Here is a 17,089-nt window from a genome sequence, read left to right as displayed (position 1 = left end):
AGAGGAACCCCTGATGTCGAAGCCGATCAACACCGCCGCGCACATCCGCCGCAACGGCATCGAACCACCGCCCGAACTGGCGAGGATCAGCGCGGAGACACCGCTCGTCCAGGTGGAGGCCGAGGGACTGCTGTTCTCCGGCCGCCACTGGCTCGCCACCGGCTACGACGAGGTGCGGGCGATCCTCGGCGACAACCGGTTCAAGATGCTGCCGCCCGCCCAGGCCAAGCTCGGCGGAGGGGGACAGGTCGAGGTCGGCAACCTCCTCCAGTACGACCCGCCCGACCACACCCGGCTGCGCAAGATGCTGACGCCCGAGTTCACACTGCGGCGCATACGGCGCCTGGAACCGTTCGTCGCGGAGATCGCGGAGGACTGCCTCGACGCCCTGGAGAGCGCGGGGCAGCCCGGCGACCTCGTCCGCACCTTCGCGGTGCCCATCCCGGGCCTGGTCGGCTGCGCCCTGCTCGGCGTGCCCCGCGACGACGCGGCCGACCTGGCGCGCAACTTCAACGCCAGCCGCGCCGTCGCCAACTTCGGCAACCGCATCGACGACCGCGAGCGGGAGCGGCAGCGCGCCGCGGGCAACGCCTTCGTGACGTACATGCGCAGGCTCGTCCGGCAGAAGCGCCGCACGCCCGGCGACGACCTGCTCAGCATGCTGATCCGCGACCACGGCGCGGACATCACCGACGAGGAGCTGACCGGCACCGCCGCGACCCTCATGGGCTCCGGCATCGAGAACGTCGGCGGGATGCTGGCACTCGCCCCGCTCGCCCTGCTCCAGTACCCCGACCAGCTCGCCCTCCTCCTGGACCGGCCCGAACTCATCGACCGGGCGGTGGAGGAACTCATCCGCTACCTCTCGTCCGTCCCCAACTCCATCCCGCGCTACGCGGGCGAGAACCTGCGCGTCGGCGGACACCTGATCAAGACGGGCGAGCTGGTGATGTGCTCGCTGCTCGCCGTCAACCGCTCCCAGCTCCCGGGGGTGCCGAGGGACACCCTCGACATCACCCGCGAGAACAGCGGCCACATGGCCTTCGGGCACGGCATCCACCACTGCCTGGGCGCGTCGCTCGCCAGGATGGAGCTGCGGATCGGGCTGCCGGCCCTGCTGCGCCGGTTCCCCAAGCTGCGCGTCGCGGTGCCGCCCGAGGAGATCCGCTTCCGGACCTGGACACCCAACTACGGGGTGGACGAACTGCCGGTGGCCTGGTGAACGCCCCGCAGCGCAGCACCCCGGACACGCCATCGCCGAGTCCGCCGTACAGGACCCGTACCGGAGAGGAAGGCCCCCCATGCCCAAGTCGTTGAAGGCCCCCGACCAAGCGCCGCTCGTCGAGACCGTCGTGCCGGGGACCTCCGACCGCGCCTGGATCGCCAACGGCTACGACGAGGTGCGGGCGATCCTCAGCGACACCAGGTTCTCCACCACGCCGCCCGCCGAGACCGCCGAGGCCTCGCGCCGGCTGGTGCAGCCCGGCAACCTGCTGCAGTACGACCCGCCCGAGCACACCCGGCTGCGGAAGATGCTCACCGGGGAGTTCACGCTCCGCCGGGTCCGCACCCTGGAACCGCTGGTCGAGGGCATCGTCGAGGACCGGCTCGACGCCCTGGAGGGCGCCGGGCAGCCGGTCGACCTCGTGGGGCAGTTCGTCTGGCCGACCGCGAGCCTGACCGGCTGCGCGATGCTCGGCATCCCGCGCGACGACCAGACCGAACTGACCCGCCACCTCGACAACAACCGCCTCGACAACCCCGACCGGGAACAGCGGGACATGGCGGGCACCGCCTACCTCGTCTACCTGGGCAAGCTCATGCGGCAAAAGCGCCGCGACCCCGGTGACGACCTGCTCGGCCGCCTCATCCGCGACCACGGCAGGAGCCTCACGGAGGCGGAGCTGACCGGCACCGCCGCGACCCTCCTCGCCTCCCTCATCCCCATCACCGGCGGCACCCTGGGCCTCGGCCTCGTCGGGCTCCTGGAGAACCCCGACCAACTGGCCCTGCTCGTCGAACGCCCCGAACTCATCGACCACGCGGTCGAGGAGGTGATCCGCAGCGTCACGATCATCCCGCACGCCTCACCCCGCACCGCCAAGGAGGACGTGGCCATCGGGGACCAGGTGATCAAGGCCGGTGACTTCGTGGCCTGCTCCCTCCTCGAGGCCAACGGGGCCCGGCCGCCCGGAGAACCGCAGGACACCCTGGACATCACCCGGGACAACAGCGGCCACATGGCCTTCGGGCACGGCCTCCACTACTGCCTGGGCGCGTCACTGGCCCGCATGGAGCTGCGGGCCGCCATCTCGCGGCTGCTGCGGCGCTTCCCGAAGGTGCGGCTCGCGGTGCCGCGCGACGAGCTCCGCTTCACGGCGAAGTCCGTGGAGACGCTCCCGGTCACCTGGTAGGGGAGGGACACCGCCGTGCCGCACGAACCAGCGCCCCTCCCGCTGCACACCCGCCGCACCCGCTTCGACCCGGCCGACGAACTGCGCCGCCTGGCGGCGGACGGCCCCGTCTCCCGGGTCAGCCTGGCGCCCGGCGCCGGCGACCGGCCCCTGTGGCTGGTCACCGGCCACGACGAGGTCCGCCAGGTCCTCGGCGACCACGTCCGGTTCTCCACCAGCCGCTTCGGCCCGCGGACAGCGGCGGGCGGGCGGCCCGCCCGGCGGCCCGACGAGGGCATCGGGCTGCTCATGGACTACGACCCGCCCGAGCACACCCGGCTGCGGAAGATGCTGACCCCGGAGTTCACCGTCCGGCGGATACGCCGGCTCGCGCCCCGCATCGAGGCCATCGTCGCCGAACGCCTCGACGCCGTGGAACGCGCCGGGCCCCCGGCCGACCTCGTGGAGCTGTTCGCGTCGGCCGTGTCCGGCCCCGTGCTGTGCGAGCTGATCGGGGTGCCGCGCGACGACCGCGACGACTTCCTGCGCCGCTGCGCCGCCCATCTGGAGACCGGCGCGGAGCGGGGGGAGCGGGCGGCGGCGGGAACGGCGTTCACCCGCTACCTCGCCGCCCTCGTGGCCCGGCAGCGCAAAAGCCCCGACGAGGGGTTCCTCGGCATGCTGGTCCGCGACCACGGCGAGGACTTCACCGACAAGGAACTGCGCGGCATCTGCGTCCTGCTGATGCTCGCCGGCCTGGACAACATCTCCGGCATGCTGGGGCTCGGGGCGCTCGCGCTCCTGGAGAACCCCGCCCAGCTCGCCCTGGTCCGCGGCGACCCCGCGGCCCTCGACCGGGGCATCGAGGAGCTGCTGCGCTATCTGTCCGTGCCGCACGCCCCCACGCCCCGCACCGCCCTTGAGGACATGACGCTCGGCGGCAAGCGGATCAGAGCGGGCGACACCCTCGTCTGCTCGATCCCGCTGGCCAACCGCGACCCGGCGCTCACCGACGATCCCGACCGGCTCGACGTCACCCGCGAACCACCGCCCCACGTGGCGTTCGGGCACGGCATCCACCACTGCCTGGGCGCCGCCCTGGCCCGGATGGAACTGCGCATCGCCTTCACCGGACTCCTGCGGCGCTTCCCGGACCTGCGCCTCGCGACGCCCGCCGACGAGGTGCCGTTCCGGACCCGGTCGACCGCCTACGGGGTGGAGCGGCTGCCGGTCACCTGGTGAACGGGAGGCCTGCGCAGAGAGGGAGGGAGAGCACGAGGAGAGGGGGATGGAGATGGAGATGGAGATCCGGGTGGACCGTGACCGGTGTGCCGGTTCCAGCCTGTGCGTGAGTTACCTGCCCGACGTCTTCGACCAGTCGGACGACGACGGCAAGGTACTGCTGAGAACGGCGGAGCCCGGAGCCGACGCGGCACAGGCGGTGCGCGGCGTGGTCACGAGGTGTCCGACCGGCGCGATCACCGTGCGCGCGCGCGACGCCCAGGAGGTCCGGGACGCCTAGACGGCGACCGCCCAGCACCCGGGAAAGCGACGGCCACATGCCCTTTCGGCACGTGGCCGTCCGGCATGCCCGCACCCGGGAACGGACCCGGGAACGGACCCGGAAGGGACACCGGAACGGACGTATGAGCGGAGCCGATGAGCGCACTGTGCGAACCCCGTTCTCTGTGTCCGCCGTGTGACCGCCCACCGCGTAGAAGTTGGCCCATGTCCTACACACACAAGCGAGCGACCGCGCATCGACGCGTCGCACCCAGGCGGATCGTCGCCCCCGCGCTGCTGGCCGCCACCGCCCTGGTCACGGCAGCCCTCGCGGGCTGCTCGGGCGACGGCTCGTCCAACGCGTCGTCGGAGAAGGACCCCAAGTCGAGCGCCTTCGACCGGGCCCTCGACTACTCGAAGTGCATGCGGAGCAACGGGGTCCCCGACTTCCCCGACCCGGAGGAGGACAGCGGCGGCGTCAAGCTGACCCCCGAGGGCGGCGCCGACCCCAACTCCGACGGGTTCAAGAAGGCCGTGGAGGCCTGCAAGGACAAGGCGCCGCAGGGACTCGGCGGGGGCGGTGGCGGCGGCGGAGGGGGCCAGGAGCTCGACTCCGCCAAGGTCACCGCCTGGGCGAAGTGCCTGCGCGAGAACGGCGTCCCGAAGTTCCCCGACCCCGACATCAACGGCTCCAGCATGAACATCGACCTCGTCGGCGCCGGCGTCGACCCCCAGGACGCCAAGTTCACCGAGGCCATGCAGACCTGCCAGAGCAAGTACCCGGGCGGGGGCGTCATGTTCGGGCCCGCCGGAGGTGGCCAGTGACCACGGACGGCACCGACGCGCCGGCCGTGGCGGGCGAGCGCTCCGGGGCCCTGGAACGCCACACCTCCGGCCAGGTGGCCACCAAGGCAGCGACGGACCTCGACAAGGCCGCGGAGGCCCCGGAGGTCGCGGAGACCGCCGAGGAGAGCCCGGTCAGGACCCTCGACACCGCTGCCGGCGAGGACCAGGACCCGGAGCCCGCCGGGAGCAGCCGCGTGCGCCGCCCGCTGCGCACCTCCCTGATCGTCCTCGCCGCGACGGCCGTCGTCGCGGCGGCCGGGATCACCGCCACCGGCGCCCTCGGCGGGGACGGCGAGGGCGCCGCGGGCGCCGCGCCCTCCGCGCCGCCCGCCACGGCCGAGGTGGACCGGACCACGCTGACCGACTCCGAGACCGTGGACGGCAACCTCGGCTACGGCGACGCGGCCACCGTCCAGGCGCCCGCGTCCTCGTCCGGCACGGGCTCCGACACGGACAGCGGCCAGGCCGGGCAGAACGGGCAGGGCAGCGCCTCCGGCGGCGACGGCATCGTCACCTGGCTGCCCGAGGAGGGCGAGGTCATCAAGCGCGGCGACACCGTCTACCGCGTCGACGAGCAGCGGGTACCGCTCCTGTACGGCTCCTTCCCGCTCTACCGCACCCTCCAGCCGGGCACCGAGGGCGCCGACGTGCGCATGCTGGAGAAGAACCTCCGCGCCCTCGGCCACAGCGGCTTCACCGTCGACGACACGTACGACGCGGCCACGGCCGCCGCCGTGCGGGACTGGCAGGACGACCTGAACCGCGAGGAGACCGGCGCCGTCGAGACCGGGGACGCCCTGGTGGCCCCGGCCGCCCGGCGCGTCGCGGACGTGAAGACCTCCCCGGGCGCCGCCCTCAGCGGTGGCCTGCTCTCCTGGACCGGCACCGAACGCATCGTCGGCGTCGATCTGGACGTGCAGTTCGAGGACCTGGTCGAGAAGGGCACCGAGGCCAGGGTCACCCTCCCGGACGACACCACGGTCCGGGCCGAGGTGACGGACGTCGGCACACCGTCGACGTCCCGGGGCGACGAATCCGCGAGCGGGTCGGGAGATTCCGGCTCGGACTCCGGCGGGTCCGGCGACGACGACCCCACGCTGCCCCTGGAGCTGACGGTGAAGGACCAGAAGGGGCTCGGCCGCTACCAGGCCGCGGCCGTCGACGTCACCCTGAAGGCCGAGAGCCGCAAGGACGTGCTCGTGGTCCCCGTCAACGCCCTGGTGGCGCGGAAGGGCGGCGGTTACGCCGTGGAGGTCGTCACGGCCGACGGCACCGAGTTCCGCCCGGTCAAGACCGGCATGTTCGCGGACAGCAGGGTCGAGATCTCCGGCAAGGGCATCAAGGAAGGCACCGTCGTGGGGGTCCCCAAGTGACCTCCCGCCCCTTGGAGCCGCCGACGACCCGCCCCGTGGTCGAACTGGCCGGTGTGACCAAGACGTACGGCGACGTGGCCGCGCTGCGCGGCGCGGACCTCGTCATCCGGCGCGGCGAACTCCTCGCCATCGTCGGCCCCTCGGGATCGGGCAAGTCCACGATGCTCAACATCATGGGCACCCTGGACCGGCCCTCCGAGGGCCGTGTGCGCATCGACGGCCACGACGTCGCGGGACTCAGCGACCGCGAACTGTCCGCGCTGCGGGCCGGCACCATCGGCTTCGTCTTCCAGCAGTTCCACCTGGCCTTCGGCGTGCCGGCGCTGGACAGCGTGGCCGACGGGCTGCTCTACAGCGGCAGGCCGCGCGCCGAGCGGCGCCGCCTCGCCGAACAGGCGCTGCGCAGGGTGGGCCTCGGCCACCGGCTCCACCACGAGCCGCACCAGCTCTCCGGCGGCGAGAAGCAGCGCGTGGCCATCGCGCGGGCGGTGCTCGGCGATCCGCCGCTGCTCCTCGCCGACGAGCCCACCGGCGCCCTGGACTCGCGCTCGGGCGCGATCGTGATCGAACTGCTCAACGAACTGCACGAGGCGGGCACCACGGTCGTCGTCATCACGCACGACCGCGACATCGCCGCCAGGCTGCCCCGCGAGGTGCGGCTGAAGGACGGCCGCATCGAGCACGACTCAGCAGGCGCCGGTGCCGCGCCCTCCCGATCCCTCGTGCCCGAGGAGGCCGCGCGATGACCCTGACGAACGCGCCCCGGGAGCTGGAGCGCCGCGCGGACGCCGACCCGCCGCGGAAACCGCGGCCCGCCCGAATGCGTCCCGCCGACGTGCTGCGGGTCGGCGGCTCGGGGCTGCGCTCACGCCCGATGCGGGTGTTCCTCTCGGCGCTCGGCATCGCCATCGGCATCGCCGCCATGGTCGGTGTGGTCGGCATCTCGACCTCCTCCACGGAGGACCTCGACCGGCGGCTCTCCGCGCTCGGCACGAACCTCCTCACCGTCACGCCCGGCCAGTCCTTCACCGGCGGCGCCGCCCATCTGCCCGCCGAGTCGGTCGGGATGATCGGCGCCATGGACCACGTGGACTCGGTCTCCGCCATCGGCAGGACCAGCGCCAAGGTCTACCGCAACGACCGCACGCCGAAGCAGGAGACCGGCGGCCTCAGCGTCGCCGCCGCCCGTACCGACCTGCCGGAGTCCGTCGGCGCGGAGATCGTCGACGGCCGCTGGCTCAACGCCGCCAACAGCCGCTACCCCTCCGTCGTCCTCGGCCCCAAGGCCGCCGAGCAGCTCGGTGTGCACGAGGCGGGACCGGACGTGCGGGTGTGGCTCGGCGGGCGCTGGTTCACCGTCGTCGGCCTGCTCGCGCCCAATCAACTCGTCCCCGCCATGGACTCGTCGGCCCTGGTCGGCTGGTCCGTCGCCAAGAGCGAACTGGGCTTCGACGGCTACCCCACGACGATCTACACCCGCGCCGACGAGTCCTCCGTGGGCGACGTCCAGGCCGTCCTCGGCGCCACCGCCAACCCGGAGACCCCCAGCGAGACCACCGTCTCACGGCCCTCCGACGCGCTCGCCGCCAAGGAGGCCACCGACGACGCGCTGAGCGGACTGCTGCTCGGCCTCGGCGGAGTGGCGCTGCTCGTCGGGGGTGTCGGGGTGGCCAACACCATGGTCATCTCGGTCCTCGAACGCCGCTCGGAGATCGGCCTGCGCCGCTCCCTGGGCGCCACCCGCGGCCAGATCCGCACCCAGTTCCTCGCCGAGGCCCTGCTGCTCTCCGCCCTCGGCGGTCTGGGCGGCGTCCTGCTCGGCATCGCCGTCACCGGCGGCTACGCCTCCTACCAGGGCTGGCCTTCGGTCGTGCCGGTGTGGGCCATGGCCGGCGGCGTCGGCGCCACGCTGGTGATCGGCGGCCTCGCGGGGTTCTACCCGGCCGTGCGGGCGGCGCGGCTGCCCCCGACCGAGGCGCTGGCCACCACCTGAGACCGCGGTGCTCCCGGGGGATCTTCCCCCGGACCTCCGGGAGCACCGCGCCCGTCCGCGCCGCTCCGGGCCGGTTCCGGCGGGCGACGCGGACGGGGCCCCTCGGGGGTCTCAGGGGCTGCGGGCAGCTCCGCGACACGGGCCAGACGCCGGAAGGAGTCGAGCAGGCCCTCCCTGTCGTGCGTGCTGGTGGTCACCATGACCTCCTGGGCGCCGCTCTCCTTGATGACCCGCTCAAGAACGTCGGCGACCTGCTCCTCCGTGCCGTGCACGTGGCCCCGCAGCCCCGCCTCGTACAGCCCGCGCTCCTTGTCGGTCATCGTCAGCGACTCCACGCGCTCGGCCGTGGGGAGCGGCGGGAACGTGCCGTGCGTCCGGGAGTACGCCATCGACCAGGCCTCCGGCATGAGCAGCCGGCGCGCCTCCTCCTCGCCGGCGGCGACCGCGACGGTGCCCGCGACGACGACGTACGGTTCGGCGCTCCAGGGCGAAGGGCGGAAGGAGCGGCGGTAGGTGTCGATGCCGCGCAGCATCTTCTCGCGGTTCCTGATGTCCCCGATGACCAGCGGAAGCCCGGCCTCCGCGGCGATGGCGGCTCCCTCGCCCACGGCGAGGACGAACGGCGGGACGGTGAGCCCCTCGGCCGGGCGGGCGCGCACGCCGGTGCCCGACGTCCCGCGGAACCAGGCCAGCAGCTCGGCGAGGAGCGCCGCGAAGTCCTCGGCGTCGTGCTTGCCGCGCCCGAGCGCCTTGCGCACCCCGTCCGTGAACCCCACGGAGCGGCCGAGCCCCATGTCGACGCGGCCGGGGAACAGCGATTCGAGGACGCCGAACTGCTCGGCCACCACGAGCGGCCGGTGGTTCGGCAGCATGACGCCGCCCGTGCCGACCCGGATGATGCGGGTGGCCGAGGCGACGGCCGCCGCGAGGACCGTGGGCGCGGAGCCCGCGACCCCGGGCACACCGTGGTGCTCGCTGACCCAGAACCGGTGGTAGCCGTATCTTTCGATCTCCTGCGCCAGGCGCACGGTGTCGCGCAGGGCCTCGGGGCCCTCGTGCCCCTCACGGGTGCGCGAGCGGTCCAGGACGGAGAAGCGGGTCGCCGCGATCACTGAGCTCACGACAGGTTCAACACCCGGCGCCCGGCAAGATTACCGCCCCGCCCTGCGGGGCCGCCGTCCGCGCGGAGGTCAGGCGCCGTCGCCGTCCTCCAGGCGGAAGCCGACCTTGAGGCCCACCTGGTAGTGCCGGATCTGGCCGTCCTCGATGTGGCCGCGGATCTGGGTGACCTCGAACCAGTCCAGGCCGCGCAGGGTCTGCGAGGCGCGGGAGATGCCGTTGCGGATCGCCTGGTCGACGCCTTCGTGCGAGGTGCCGTAGATCTCGGTGACGCGGTAGGTGTGGTCCGACATGTCAGGGTTCCTCCCGGCCGTGCGGTGGTGTCGTGGCGTACGTCACTCCACCGTGCCCCAGCCCGTCCCGACGCGCGAGATGACGAACCCCCCTTGACCGGCTCTTTGGTACATACCAAGATTCAGCCGTACCCGTTCGAGCCATCCGCTCATCCCCCACGTCGGGCCGACCTTCCCCTGTCCGCAGGCAGAAAGTGACCCACGTGAAGCCGCACCGTCGCGCCGTCATGCCCTTGGCGCTCGCCCTCTCCTCCACCGTCCTGCTGGGCGGGTGCCGGCTGCTGCCCGGGGGCGAGGACCGCAGGACCGTCACCGTCTGGCTGATGAAGGGCAGCGCGTCGCCGGAGTTCGTCGAGCGCTTCACCGAGGGCTTCGAGAAGGAGCACGACGACATCAGCCTGGACATCCGCGTCCAGGAGTGGAACGGCATCACCACCAAGGTCAAGAAGGCGCTCAAGTCCTCCGACGGGGCCGGCCCCGAGGTCATCGAGGTGGGCAACACGCAGGTGGCGCAGTACGTCGAGCAGGGCGGCCTGTACGACCTCACGCTGGAGTCCGCGCGTGACTTCGGCATGGACGACTGGCTGCCCGGCCTCGCCGAACCCGGCCGCTACGACGGCGCCCAGTACGGCATCCCCTGGTACGCCGCCAACCGCGTGGTGATCTACAACAAGGACCTCTTCGCGAAGGCCGGCATCACCCGCCCGCCCCGCACCCGCGCGGAGTGGCTGGCGGCCACCCAGAAGCTGAACACCGGCGGTGACCAGGGCATCTATCTGGCGGGCCAGGACTGGTACACGCTGGCCGGGTTCATCTGGGACGAGGGCGGCGACCTCGCCACGGAGACCAAGGAGTCGTCCGGCGACTGGCGCGGCAGCCTGCACACGCCCGCGGCCCTGCGGGGCATGGACTTCTACCAGCGCCTCCAGGCGCTCGGCCGCGGCCCGCGCGACGCCGACGAGGAACACCCGCCGCAGGCCGGCGTCTTCGCCAAGGGCGACGTCGCCCAGATCATCGCGGTGCCCGGAGCGGCGCGGCTCATCGAGGAGAAGAACCCCGCCCTTAAGGGGAAGCTCGGCTACTTCCCCGTCCCTGGCAAGAAGGCGGACGAGCCCGGCGCGGTGTTCACCGGCGGCTCCGACTTCGTGGTGCCCGAGCGCAGCGACGACCACAAGGGCGCGGTCGCGGTGATCGAGGCGCTCCAGGGCAAGAAGTGGCAGACCGACCTGGCGCGGACCATGGACTACGTGCCGAACAAGGCGAAGCTGGCCCCGGCCGTCTCCGGCCAGGAGGGCGCGGCGGCCATGGCCGCGGGCGCGGCGAACGGCCGGGCGACGCCCAACTCGCCCCGCTGGGCGGCCGTCGAGGCCGACAACCCCATCAAGGGCTACATGTCCGCGGTCCTCATGGGCGGCGACCCGGCGGCCGAGGCCCGCAAGGCCTCCGACCGCATCACCAAGGAGCTCGGCGTCGGCAGCATGTGACGCGCGTCCGGCCCCGCCGGGGGGCGGGGCCGGAACCCGTGCGGCTCTCCGCCGTTACGCGGCCGTGCTCAGCGACAGGGCGAAGCGGCCCCTGTCGTCGGTCCACCAGTGGTCCAGGTGGAGTCCCGCCGCGGCCAGTTCGGTGCGCACGCCCCCCTGCCGGAACTTGGCCGAGATCTCCGTGCGCAGCTCCTCGCCCTCGGCGAAGTCGACGGCCAGGTCGAGCGCGGCGATCTTCACCGTCTGGTGGACGGTGGAGCGCAGCCGCATCTCGATCCACTCGTTCTCCGCGTCCCAGGCGGCGACGTGCTCGAAGGCGTCCGGATCGAAGTCGGCGCCGAGTTCGCGGTCCATGACCGCGAGCACGTTCTTGTTGAACGCGGCCGTCACGCCCGAGCGGTCGTCGTAGGCCGAGACGAGCACCGAGGGGTCCTTGACCAGGTCCGTGCCGAGCAGCAGCGCGTCGCCGGGGGAGAGGAGGTCGCGTACGGAGGCGAGGAACGCCGCACGCTCGGCGGGCAGCAGGTTGCCGATCGTGCCGCCGAGGAACGCCACGAGCCGCGGCCCCGGCGTGCCCGGAAGCGCGAGGCCGCGGGTGAAGTCGGCGATCAGGGCGTGCACGGCGAGCGAGGGCCGCTGGGCGAGCAGGGTGTTCGCGGCCCCGGTCAGCGCGCTCTCGCTGACGTCCACGGGGACGTAGGTGTGCAGGGTCTCCATGGCGTCGATCAGATGGCGGGTCTTCTCCGACGAACCGGAGCCCAGCTCCACCAGCGTCCGGGCGCCGGTGATCCGCGCGATCTCGGCGGCCCTGGCGACCAGGATCTCGCGCTCGGCGCGCGTCGGGTAGTACTCGGGCAGGGCGGTGATCTCCTCGAAGAGGACGCTGCCGCGCGCGTCGTAGAACCACTTGGGCGGCAGCGTCTTGGGCGTGCGGCCCAGGCCGTGCAGGACATCGGCGCGCAGGGCGGCCCCGGTGGCGTCCTCGGGCAGGGTGCGGGTCAGCAGGAACGGGCTCACGCGGAAGGCTCCTTGAGCGGTGTCAGCAGTACGTCGGTGCGGCTCGCGGCGAGCAGGGTGCGGTCGGGCACCTCGCGCCAGTGGGGGTCGTCGTCGTAGGGCTCGGAGGCGACGACGGTGCGGCGTCCTGGTTCGGCGAGGTACCACAGGGTGTCGCCCCAGGCGGTCGCGGCGATCGTGTCGCCGCCGGTGAGCAGGAGGTTGAGGCGGGAGCCCGGGGCCGCCGCGGCGACCTCGCGGACGGTGTCGGCCAGCGCCCGCGCCTCGTCGTCGCCGCGCCGCAGCCGGTTGAGGACGAGGGCCCACACCAGCGCGGAGTCGCAGCGCGCCTCCATGGAGAGCAGTTCGTCGGGCGGCAGGCCCCGGGAGAGCGGGGCGAGCGAGCGCGGCCAGCCCGTCACCGCGCCGTTGTGACTGAACAGCCAGCGTCCGGCCGCGAAGGGAGCCGCCGCGGCCTCGCCGTCCGCGCCCGCCTCGGTGGCGTCGCGCACCGCGGCGAGGAGCGCCCCGGAGCGTACGACCCGGGCGAGGTCGGCGAAGGAGCCGTCGGCCCAGATCGGTCCCGCGCGCCGGTAGCGGGCGGGCTCCGGGTCGCCTTCGGCGTACCAGCCGACCCCGAAGCCGTCGGCGTTGACGGTGCCGTGGCGCTGGCGCCGGGGCGCCCACGACTGCCGGTACAGGCCGTGCGGGGGCGCGACGATGAGGCTTCCCAGCGGCTGCGGCGGGCCGAGGAAAGCGAGATGGCGGCACATCAGCCCACCACCGGGTCCGGGGTCTCGGCGGGGCCGGCGTCGCGGGCCGTGCGGAAGCCGGAGAAGATCTGCCGCCGCACCGGGTGGTCCCAGTTGCGGAACGTGCCGCGGCAGGCCACCGCGTCCACCGAGAACGCGCCGCCGCGCAGCACCTTGTAGTCGCCGCCGAAGAACACGTCGGAGTACTCCCGGTAGGGGAAGGCGGCGAACCCCGGGTAGGGCAGGAAGCCGCTGGACGTCCACTCCCACACGTCGCCGATGAGCTGGCGCACGCCGAGCGGTGACGCGCCCGCCGGGTAGCTCCCCGCCGGGGCGGGGCGCAGGTGGCGCTGGCCCAGGTTGGCCCGCTCGGGCGTGGGGTCCTCGTCGCCCCAGGGGTAGCGCAGGGAGCGGCCCGTCGCCGGGTCGTGCCGTGCGGCCTTCTCCCACTCCTCCTCGGTGGGCAGGCGCCGGCCCGCCCAGCGCGCGTAGGCGTCCGCCTCGTACCAGCTCACGTGCAGGACGGGTTCGTCGGCGGGCACCGGCTCGGTGGTCCCGAAGCGGCGCCGCAGCCACTGCCCGCCCTCCCGGCGCCAGAAGAGCGGCGCGCGCAGCGCGTTCTTCCGGACCATCGCCCAGCCCTCGGGCGTCCACCAGCGGATCTCGTCGTAGCCGCCGTCGTCGATGAAACGCTGGTACGCGGCGTTCGTCACCGGCGTGGTGTCGATGAAGAAGGGCGGCACGAGACGGCGGTGCGCGGGGCGTTCGTTGTCCAGGGCCCACGGCTCGGTGGACGTGCCCATCGTGAACGGGCCGCCGGGGACGAGGACTTCCGCCGGTCCGGTGAAGGGCGGACCCGGCAGCGGGTCGGGGGCGGTGAGCACGGCCGGGCCCGAGCGGAGCTGGTGGGTGATGAGCATCGTCTCGTCGTGCTGCTGCTCGTGCTGCGCGATCATCCCGAAGGCGAAGCCGGCCTCGGTGAGCGCGGTGCCCCGGAACGGCGTCGCCTCCAGCACGTCCAGGGCGCGCCCGCGCACCTCGGCCGCGTAGCCGCGGGCCTCACCGGGGGCGAGCAGCGGCAGGCTCGGCCGTTCGGCGCGCGGGTGCTCGAAGGCGTCGTACAACGAGTCGATCTCGGGCCGCATGGCGTCGCGGCCCGCGACCGCGCGCAGCAGCCACTGCTCCTCCTGGTTGCCTATGTGCGCGAGGTCCCAGACGAGCGGGGACATCAGCGGTGAGTGCTGTGCGGTCAGTTCGCCGTCCTCGACGCAGTCGGTCAGGGCGGCGGTGCGCTGCCGCGCCGTCAGGAGGGCGGCGAGCGCGCGTTCCTTGAGGACGTCGGGTTCGGTGCTCGGCCCGGTCATCGGTGGGTGTCCTTCCCCGTGGCGTCGTGCGGCAGTGAGGCGTCGAGCAGGTCGTCGGCGGGGCAGCGGCCCCGGGCGACGTACTGCTCGGCGTACGTGGCGACGGCGTCCCGCACGGACGTGTCGGCGCCCATCCGGGCCAGCGCGTCGCCCGCGGCGGCGAAGCAGGTGACGGCGGCCTCGCGCAGCTCCGCGTCGGCGGGCCCGTGACGCGCGGCGTCCAGCCAGAGCGGGCTGTGCGGCCCGGTGCCGGAACCCGGCGGCCCGTCGCGCTCGGCCAGCGGCTTGACGGTCCGGTAGGCGGTCTCCGCGGCCTCCGGATCGTCGAAGAGGGCGGCCGTCACGGCCAGCGGCACGATCCAGCCGTCCTCGCCCGGCTGGGCGTCGACCATGCGCAGCTCCAGGTGGCCGCGGGCCCTGACCGGCGGGAACAGCGTGGTCAGGTGGTAGTCGAGATCGTCGCGGGTCGGGGGTCTCGGCTCGGCCGAACGGACCCAGGAGCGTAAGGAGAGCCCGTCCGGGACGCTCCACGGCCCGTCCGACTCCGTGGTCCTGACGCACATGACCGGCGCGTCCATGACGTGCCGCGCCCAGGCCTCGCGCGGCTCCCCGTCCAGCGGCGGGGCGCCCGACCTGCCGGGCACGATGCCCGCCCACACGGCCTGCCGCGTGGAGCGCCAGCCGGTGGGACGGCCCTCCGACAGCGGCGAGTTGGCGAACGAGGCGACCAGGACGGGCCCGAGCAGATGCGCCAGGCGCCAGCGGCGCGCGTACCCCAGCGGGCCCGGTTCCTCGTGCCCCGCGTCCAGGCAGATCTGCACGGACGCCGTGGAGCACATCATGCGCCGCCCGGCGGGGCCGCCGCGGTCCAGGGAGGCTTCGAGCGCGTCGTAGCGGGGCTCGCGCAGCACCCGTACCGGCGGCCGCCACGGGTCGGCGCCGTAACCGCTGAGGGTGAGGCGATGGGAGTGCAAGGTGCGCCGGACGGCTTCGAGATCGGCCCGGACGGCCGTCACGCACTCCGTCAGTGAGGCGGCGGGCAGCGAGCTGAGCTCCAGCTGGCCGCCGGGTTCGACGGTGAGGGGGGAGGTGAGGGGCAGGGCCCGCAGTGCGGCCAGGGCCGCTTCGAGGCGGGCGGCGGAGACGGGCAGATGGGGCTGCCCCGGCTCATGGACCAGCCATTCCAGCTCCACGCCGACGGCGCGGGGCGGGCCCGTCTTGAAGCAGATGCCGCGGATCAGCGCCTCCACCTCGGCCTCGGTCACCGCGTCCGCCGCCTTGATGCGGGGCGGCGGACGGTGCTTCGTACAGTCTCCCTCGGACATGCGGAGATCCTTCCCTTCGAGAAGTGCTCGATATACCCAAAACCCTTCAGCCGCTCCGCACAAGAGTGCCCCCCTGGCCGATTCCGCACCGGGAGCGTCTGTTGGGCCGCCCGCCACGCGTGGCTCACCACGCGTTCACGAACGGCGGGGTCCCCGCAGGCGGGGAGCGGTCACCCGGGCCACCGCTCGTGCCACCGCTGGTCCGCCTCCAGCTGGGCGGCGAGGGAGATCAGGAGCGGTTCGCTGTGCGCGGGCCCGAGGAGCTGGGCGCCGACCGGGAGGCCGCCGGGCACGAGCCCCGCGGGGACGTTGACGCCCGGCCAGCCCAGCACGTTCCACGGCCAGGCGTAGGGGCAGGCCGCGATCATCGCCAGGTCGGTGCGCCAGCCGCTCAGGTCCGCCAGGGCGCCGACGCGCGGCGGGGGCGTGGCCGTGGTCGGCGTGAGCACCACGTCGTACGCCGAGAAGACGGCGCCCACCCTGCGGTGCAGCGCCGCCTCCGAGCGGCGGGCGAGCCGCAGCGGGGCGCCGCCCAGCAGCCGCCCCGTCCGCGCCGCCTCGCGCGTGCGCCGGTCGAGGAGCGCGGCGTCCGGCACGCGCCGCGCCCACTCGGCGATGCCCGCCGTGGCGCGCGGCACGAAGGCCAGGCCGATCCGGCCGTAGGCCGGGTCGGCCTCCGCCACGTCGTGCCCGAGCGCGGCGAGGCGGTCCGCGAGCGCGAGGACGCGCCGCCGCACCGCCGGGTGCAGCCGCTTGGGCGTCCCCGTGAACGGCATGCGCAGGGAGAGCGCGATCCGCAGCCGCCCCGGGTCCCGCGTCGCCGCGTCGGCCGCGCGCACGGCGGGCGGCCGGTGCGGGTCGCCCCGGTGGTTGCCGCTCGCCGCGTCCAGCAGCAGCGCCGCGTCCGCGACGGTCCTGGCGAGCGGGCCGTTGACGGTGATCCCGTGGAACGCCTCGGCCCACGGCCACGTCGAGATCCGGCCCCGCTGCGGCTTGATCCCCACCAGATGCGTCCAGGCCGCCGGGATGCGCACCGACCCCGCCCCGTCGGAGCCGAGGGCGGCGGGCACGAGGCCCGCGGCGACCGCCGCCGCCGAGCCGCCCGAGGAGCCGCCGGGCGTGTGGGCGGTGTGCCACGGGTTGCGGGTGTCGCCGAAGCCGGGGCCCTCGGTGAACGGCCACTGGCCGAGCTCGCAGGTGTTGGTCTTGCCGACGACGACCGCGCCGGCCGCCCCCAGCCTGCGCACCGCCTCGCAGTCCTCGGCCTGCGGCGGGAACTCGCCCCGGCAGCCGAACGCGGTCGGCTCGCCCGCCACGTCCATGTCGTCCTTCACGGCCAGCGGCACACCGAGCAGCGGCCGGCCGTCGAAGGGACCGCCTTTCGCCAGTTCCCGGTCGGCGGCGTCCGCCTCGGCGAGCGCGGCGTCCGGCCGCACCCGCTTGAAGGCGTTCAGCGTGGTCCGCGCCGCCTCGATCCTGGCCAGGGCGCGCTCGGTCAGCTCCCGCGACGACACCTCTCCCGCGGCCAGCGCGCGGGCGGAGCGCGCGAGCCCTTCGGCACGGTCGGCGGTCACGGGGCACCTCCGGGTCGGGACGGGTGCCCGAACGTTAACCGGCGAGTAGCCCAACGGGGAACGACGCCGGGGAA

The 17,089-nt window shown here is 73.9% G+C and carries 16 protein-coding genes; 9 read left to right on the top strand and 7 right to left on the bottom strand.

Annotated elements, in window-relative coordinates:
• Nucleotides 1-13 precede the first annotated feature (13 nt).
• From DCW30_RS01600 to DCW30_RS01565, 8 genes are all read left to right on the top strand, one after another.
• Nucleotides 14-1,222, top strand: a complete 1,209-nt coding sequence (locus DCW30_RS01600) for a cytochrome P450 (protein WP_076682848.1) — start codon at nucleotides 14-16, stop codon at nucleotides 1,220-1,222.
• Between the two features lie 79 nt (nucleotides 1,223-1,301).
• On the top strand, nucleotides 1,302-2,414 hold the full coding sequence (locus tag DCW30_RS01595) for a cytochrome P450 (RefSeq protein WP_076682846.1): 1,113 nt from the start codon (nucleotides 1,302-1,304) through the stop codon (nucleotides 2,412-2,414).
• 15 nt (nucleotides 2,415-2,429) lie between these two features.
• Nucleotides 2,430-3,635, top strand: coding sequence for a cytochrome P450 (locus DCW30_RS01590; protein ID WP_076682844.1), 1,206 nt, complete (start codon nucleotides 2,430-2,432; stop codon nucleotides 3,633-3,635).
• Between the two features lie 46 nt (nucleotides 3,636-3,681).
• Nucleotides 3,682-3,915 (top strand): ferredoxin, encoded by a 234-nt coding sequence (locus tag DCW30_RS01585; protein ID WP_232627009.1) that lies wholly within the window; start codon nucleotides 3,682-3,684, stop codon nucleotides 3,913-3,915.
• A gap of 206 nt (nucleotides 3,916-4,121) precedes the next feature.
• Nucleotides 4,122-4,721, top strand: a complete 600-nt coding sequence (locus DCW30_RS01580) for a hypothetical protein (RefSeq protein WP_076682842.1) — start codon at nucleotides 4,122-4,124, stop codon at nucleotides 4,719-4,721.
• Nucleotides 4,718-6,115, top strand: a complete 1,398-nt coding sequence (locus DCW30_RS01575) for a peptidoglycan-binding protein (protein ID WP_232627010.1) — start codon at nucleotides 4,718-4,720, stop codon at nucleotides 6,113-6,115. Before DCW30_RS01580 ends, DCW30_RS01575 begins: the two co-directional genes overlap by 4 nt.
• Nucleotides 6,112-6,861, top strand: coding sequence for an ABC transporter ATP-binding protein (locus DCW30_RS01570; protein WP_237283313.1), 750 nt, complete (start codon nucleotides 6,112-6,114; stop codon nucleotides 6,859-6,861). The genes DCW30_RS01575 and DCW30_RS01570 overlap by 4 nt, the downstream gene beginning before the upstream one ends.
• A complete protein-coding gene (locus tag DCW30_RS01565) occupies nucleotides 6,858-8,108 on the top strand; it encodes an ABC transporter permease (RefSeq protein WP_062772923.1) in 1,251 nt (416 codons plus the stop codon). The genes DCW30_RS01570 and DCW30_RS01565 overlap by 4 nt, the downstream gene beginning before the upstream one ends.
• Here the strand turns inward: DCW30_RS01565 and DCW30_RS01560 are convergent.
• Together DCW30_RS01560 and DCW30_RS01555 are read right to left on the bottom strand one after the other, a co-directional pair.
• Entirely contained in the window at nucleotides 8,051-9,229 is a 1,179-nt protein-coding gene (locus tag DCW30_RS01560; protein WP_079249881.1) for an MsnO8 family LLM class oxidoreductase, read from the bottom strand. The two genes, DCW30_RS01565 and DCW30_RS01560, sit on opposite strands and share 58 nt — an antisense overlap.
• Before the next feature lie 69 nt (nucleotides 9,230-9,298).
• Nucleotides 9,299-9,520, bottom strand: a complete 222-nt coding sequence (locus DCW30_RS01555; protein WP_062772917.1) for a dodecin — start codon at nucleotides 9,518-9,520, stop codon at nucleotides 9,299-9,301.
• A 227-nt stretch (nucleotides 9,521-9,747) separates the two neighbouring features.
• On the opposite strand from DCW30_RS01555, the gene DCW30_RS01550 reads away from it, so the two are divergent.
• On the top strand, nucleotides 9,748-11,004 hold the full coding sequence (locus tag DCW30_RS01550) for an extracellular solute-binding protein (protein ID WP_076688529.1): 1,257 nt from the start codon (nucleotides 9,748-9,750) through the stop codon (nucleotides 11,002-11,004).
• A 54-nt stretch (nucleotides 11,005-11,058) separates the two neighbouring features.
• On the opposite strand, the gene egtD is transcribed toward DCW30_RS01550, so the two are convergent.
• The 5 genes from egtD to DCW30_RS01525 form a co-directional block, all read right to left on the bottom strand.
• Nucleotides 11,059-12,021, bottom strand: a complete 963-nt coding sequence (gene egtD, locus DCW30_RS01545; RefSeq protein WP_076682840.1) for an L-histidine N(alpha)-methyltransferase — start codon at nucleotides 12,019-12,021, stop codon at nucleotides 11,059-11,061.
• On the bottom strand, nucleotides 12,018-12,773 hold the full coding sequence (gene egtC, locus DCW30_RS01540) for an ergothioneine biosynthesis protein EgtC (protein ID WP_076682838.1): 756 nt from the start codon (nucleotides 12,771-12,773) through the stop codon (nucleotides 12,018-12,020). The genes egtD and egtC overlap by 4 nt, the downstream gene beginning before the upstream one ends.
• Nucleotides 12,773-14,116 (bottom strand): ergothioneine biosynthesis protein EgtB, encoded by a 1,344-nt coding sequence (gene egtB / locus DCW30_RS01535; RefSeq protein WP_076682836.1) that lies wholly within the window; start codon nucleotides 14,114-14,116, stop codon nucleotides 12,773-12,775. Before egtB ends, egtC begins: the two co-directional genes overlap by 1 nt.
• Complete coding sequence (gene egtA, locus DCW30_RS01530; protein ID WP_076682834.1) at nucleotides 14,113-15,441, bottom strand: ergothioneine biosynthesis glutamate--cysteine ligase EgtA; 1,329 nt, start codon at nucleotides 15,439-15,441, stop codon at nucleotides 14,113-14,115. The genes egtB and egtA overlap by 4 nt, the downstream gene beginning before the upstream one ends.
• A 170-nt stretch (nucleotides 15,442-15,611) precedes the next feature.
• Nucleotides 15,612-17,015 (bottom strand): amidase, encoded by a 1,404-nt coding sequence (locus DCW30_RS01525; protein WP_076682832.1) that lies wholly within the window; start codon nucleotides 17,013-17,015, stop codon nucleotides 15,612-15,614.
• Between the last annotated feature and the right edge of the window lie 74 nt (nucleotides 17,016-17,089).

The organism is Streptomyces alfalfae (genome assembly GCF_004127445.1).
Lineage (GTDB): Bacteria > Actinomycetota > Actinomycetes > Streptomycetales > Streptomycetaceae > Streptomyces > Streptomyces alfalfae.
The sequence above is the reverse complement of the archived record's forward strand: the minus strand, read 5'-3'. Positions and strand labels throughout refer to the sequence as shown.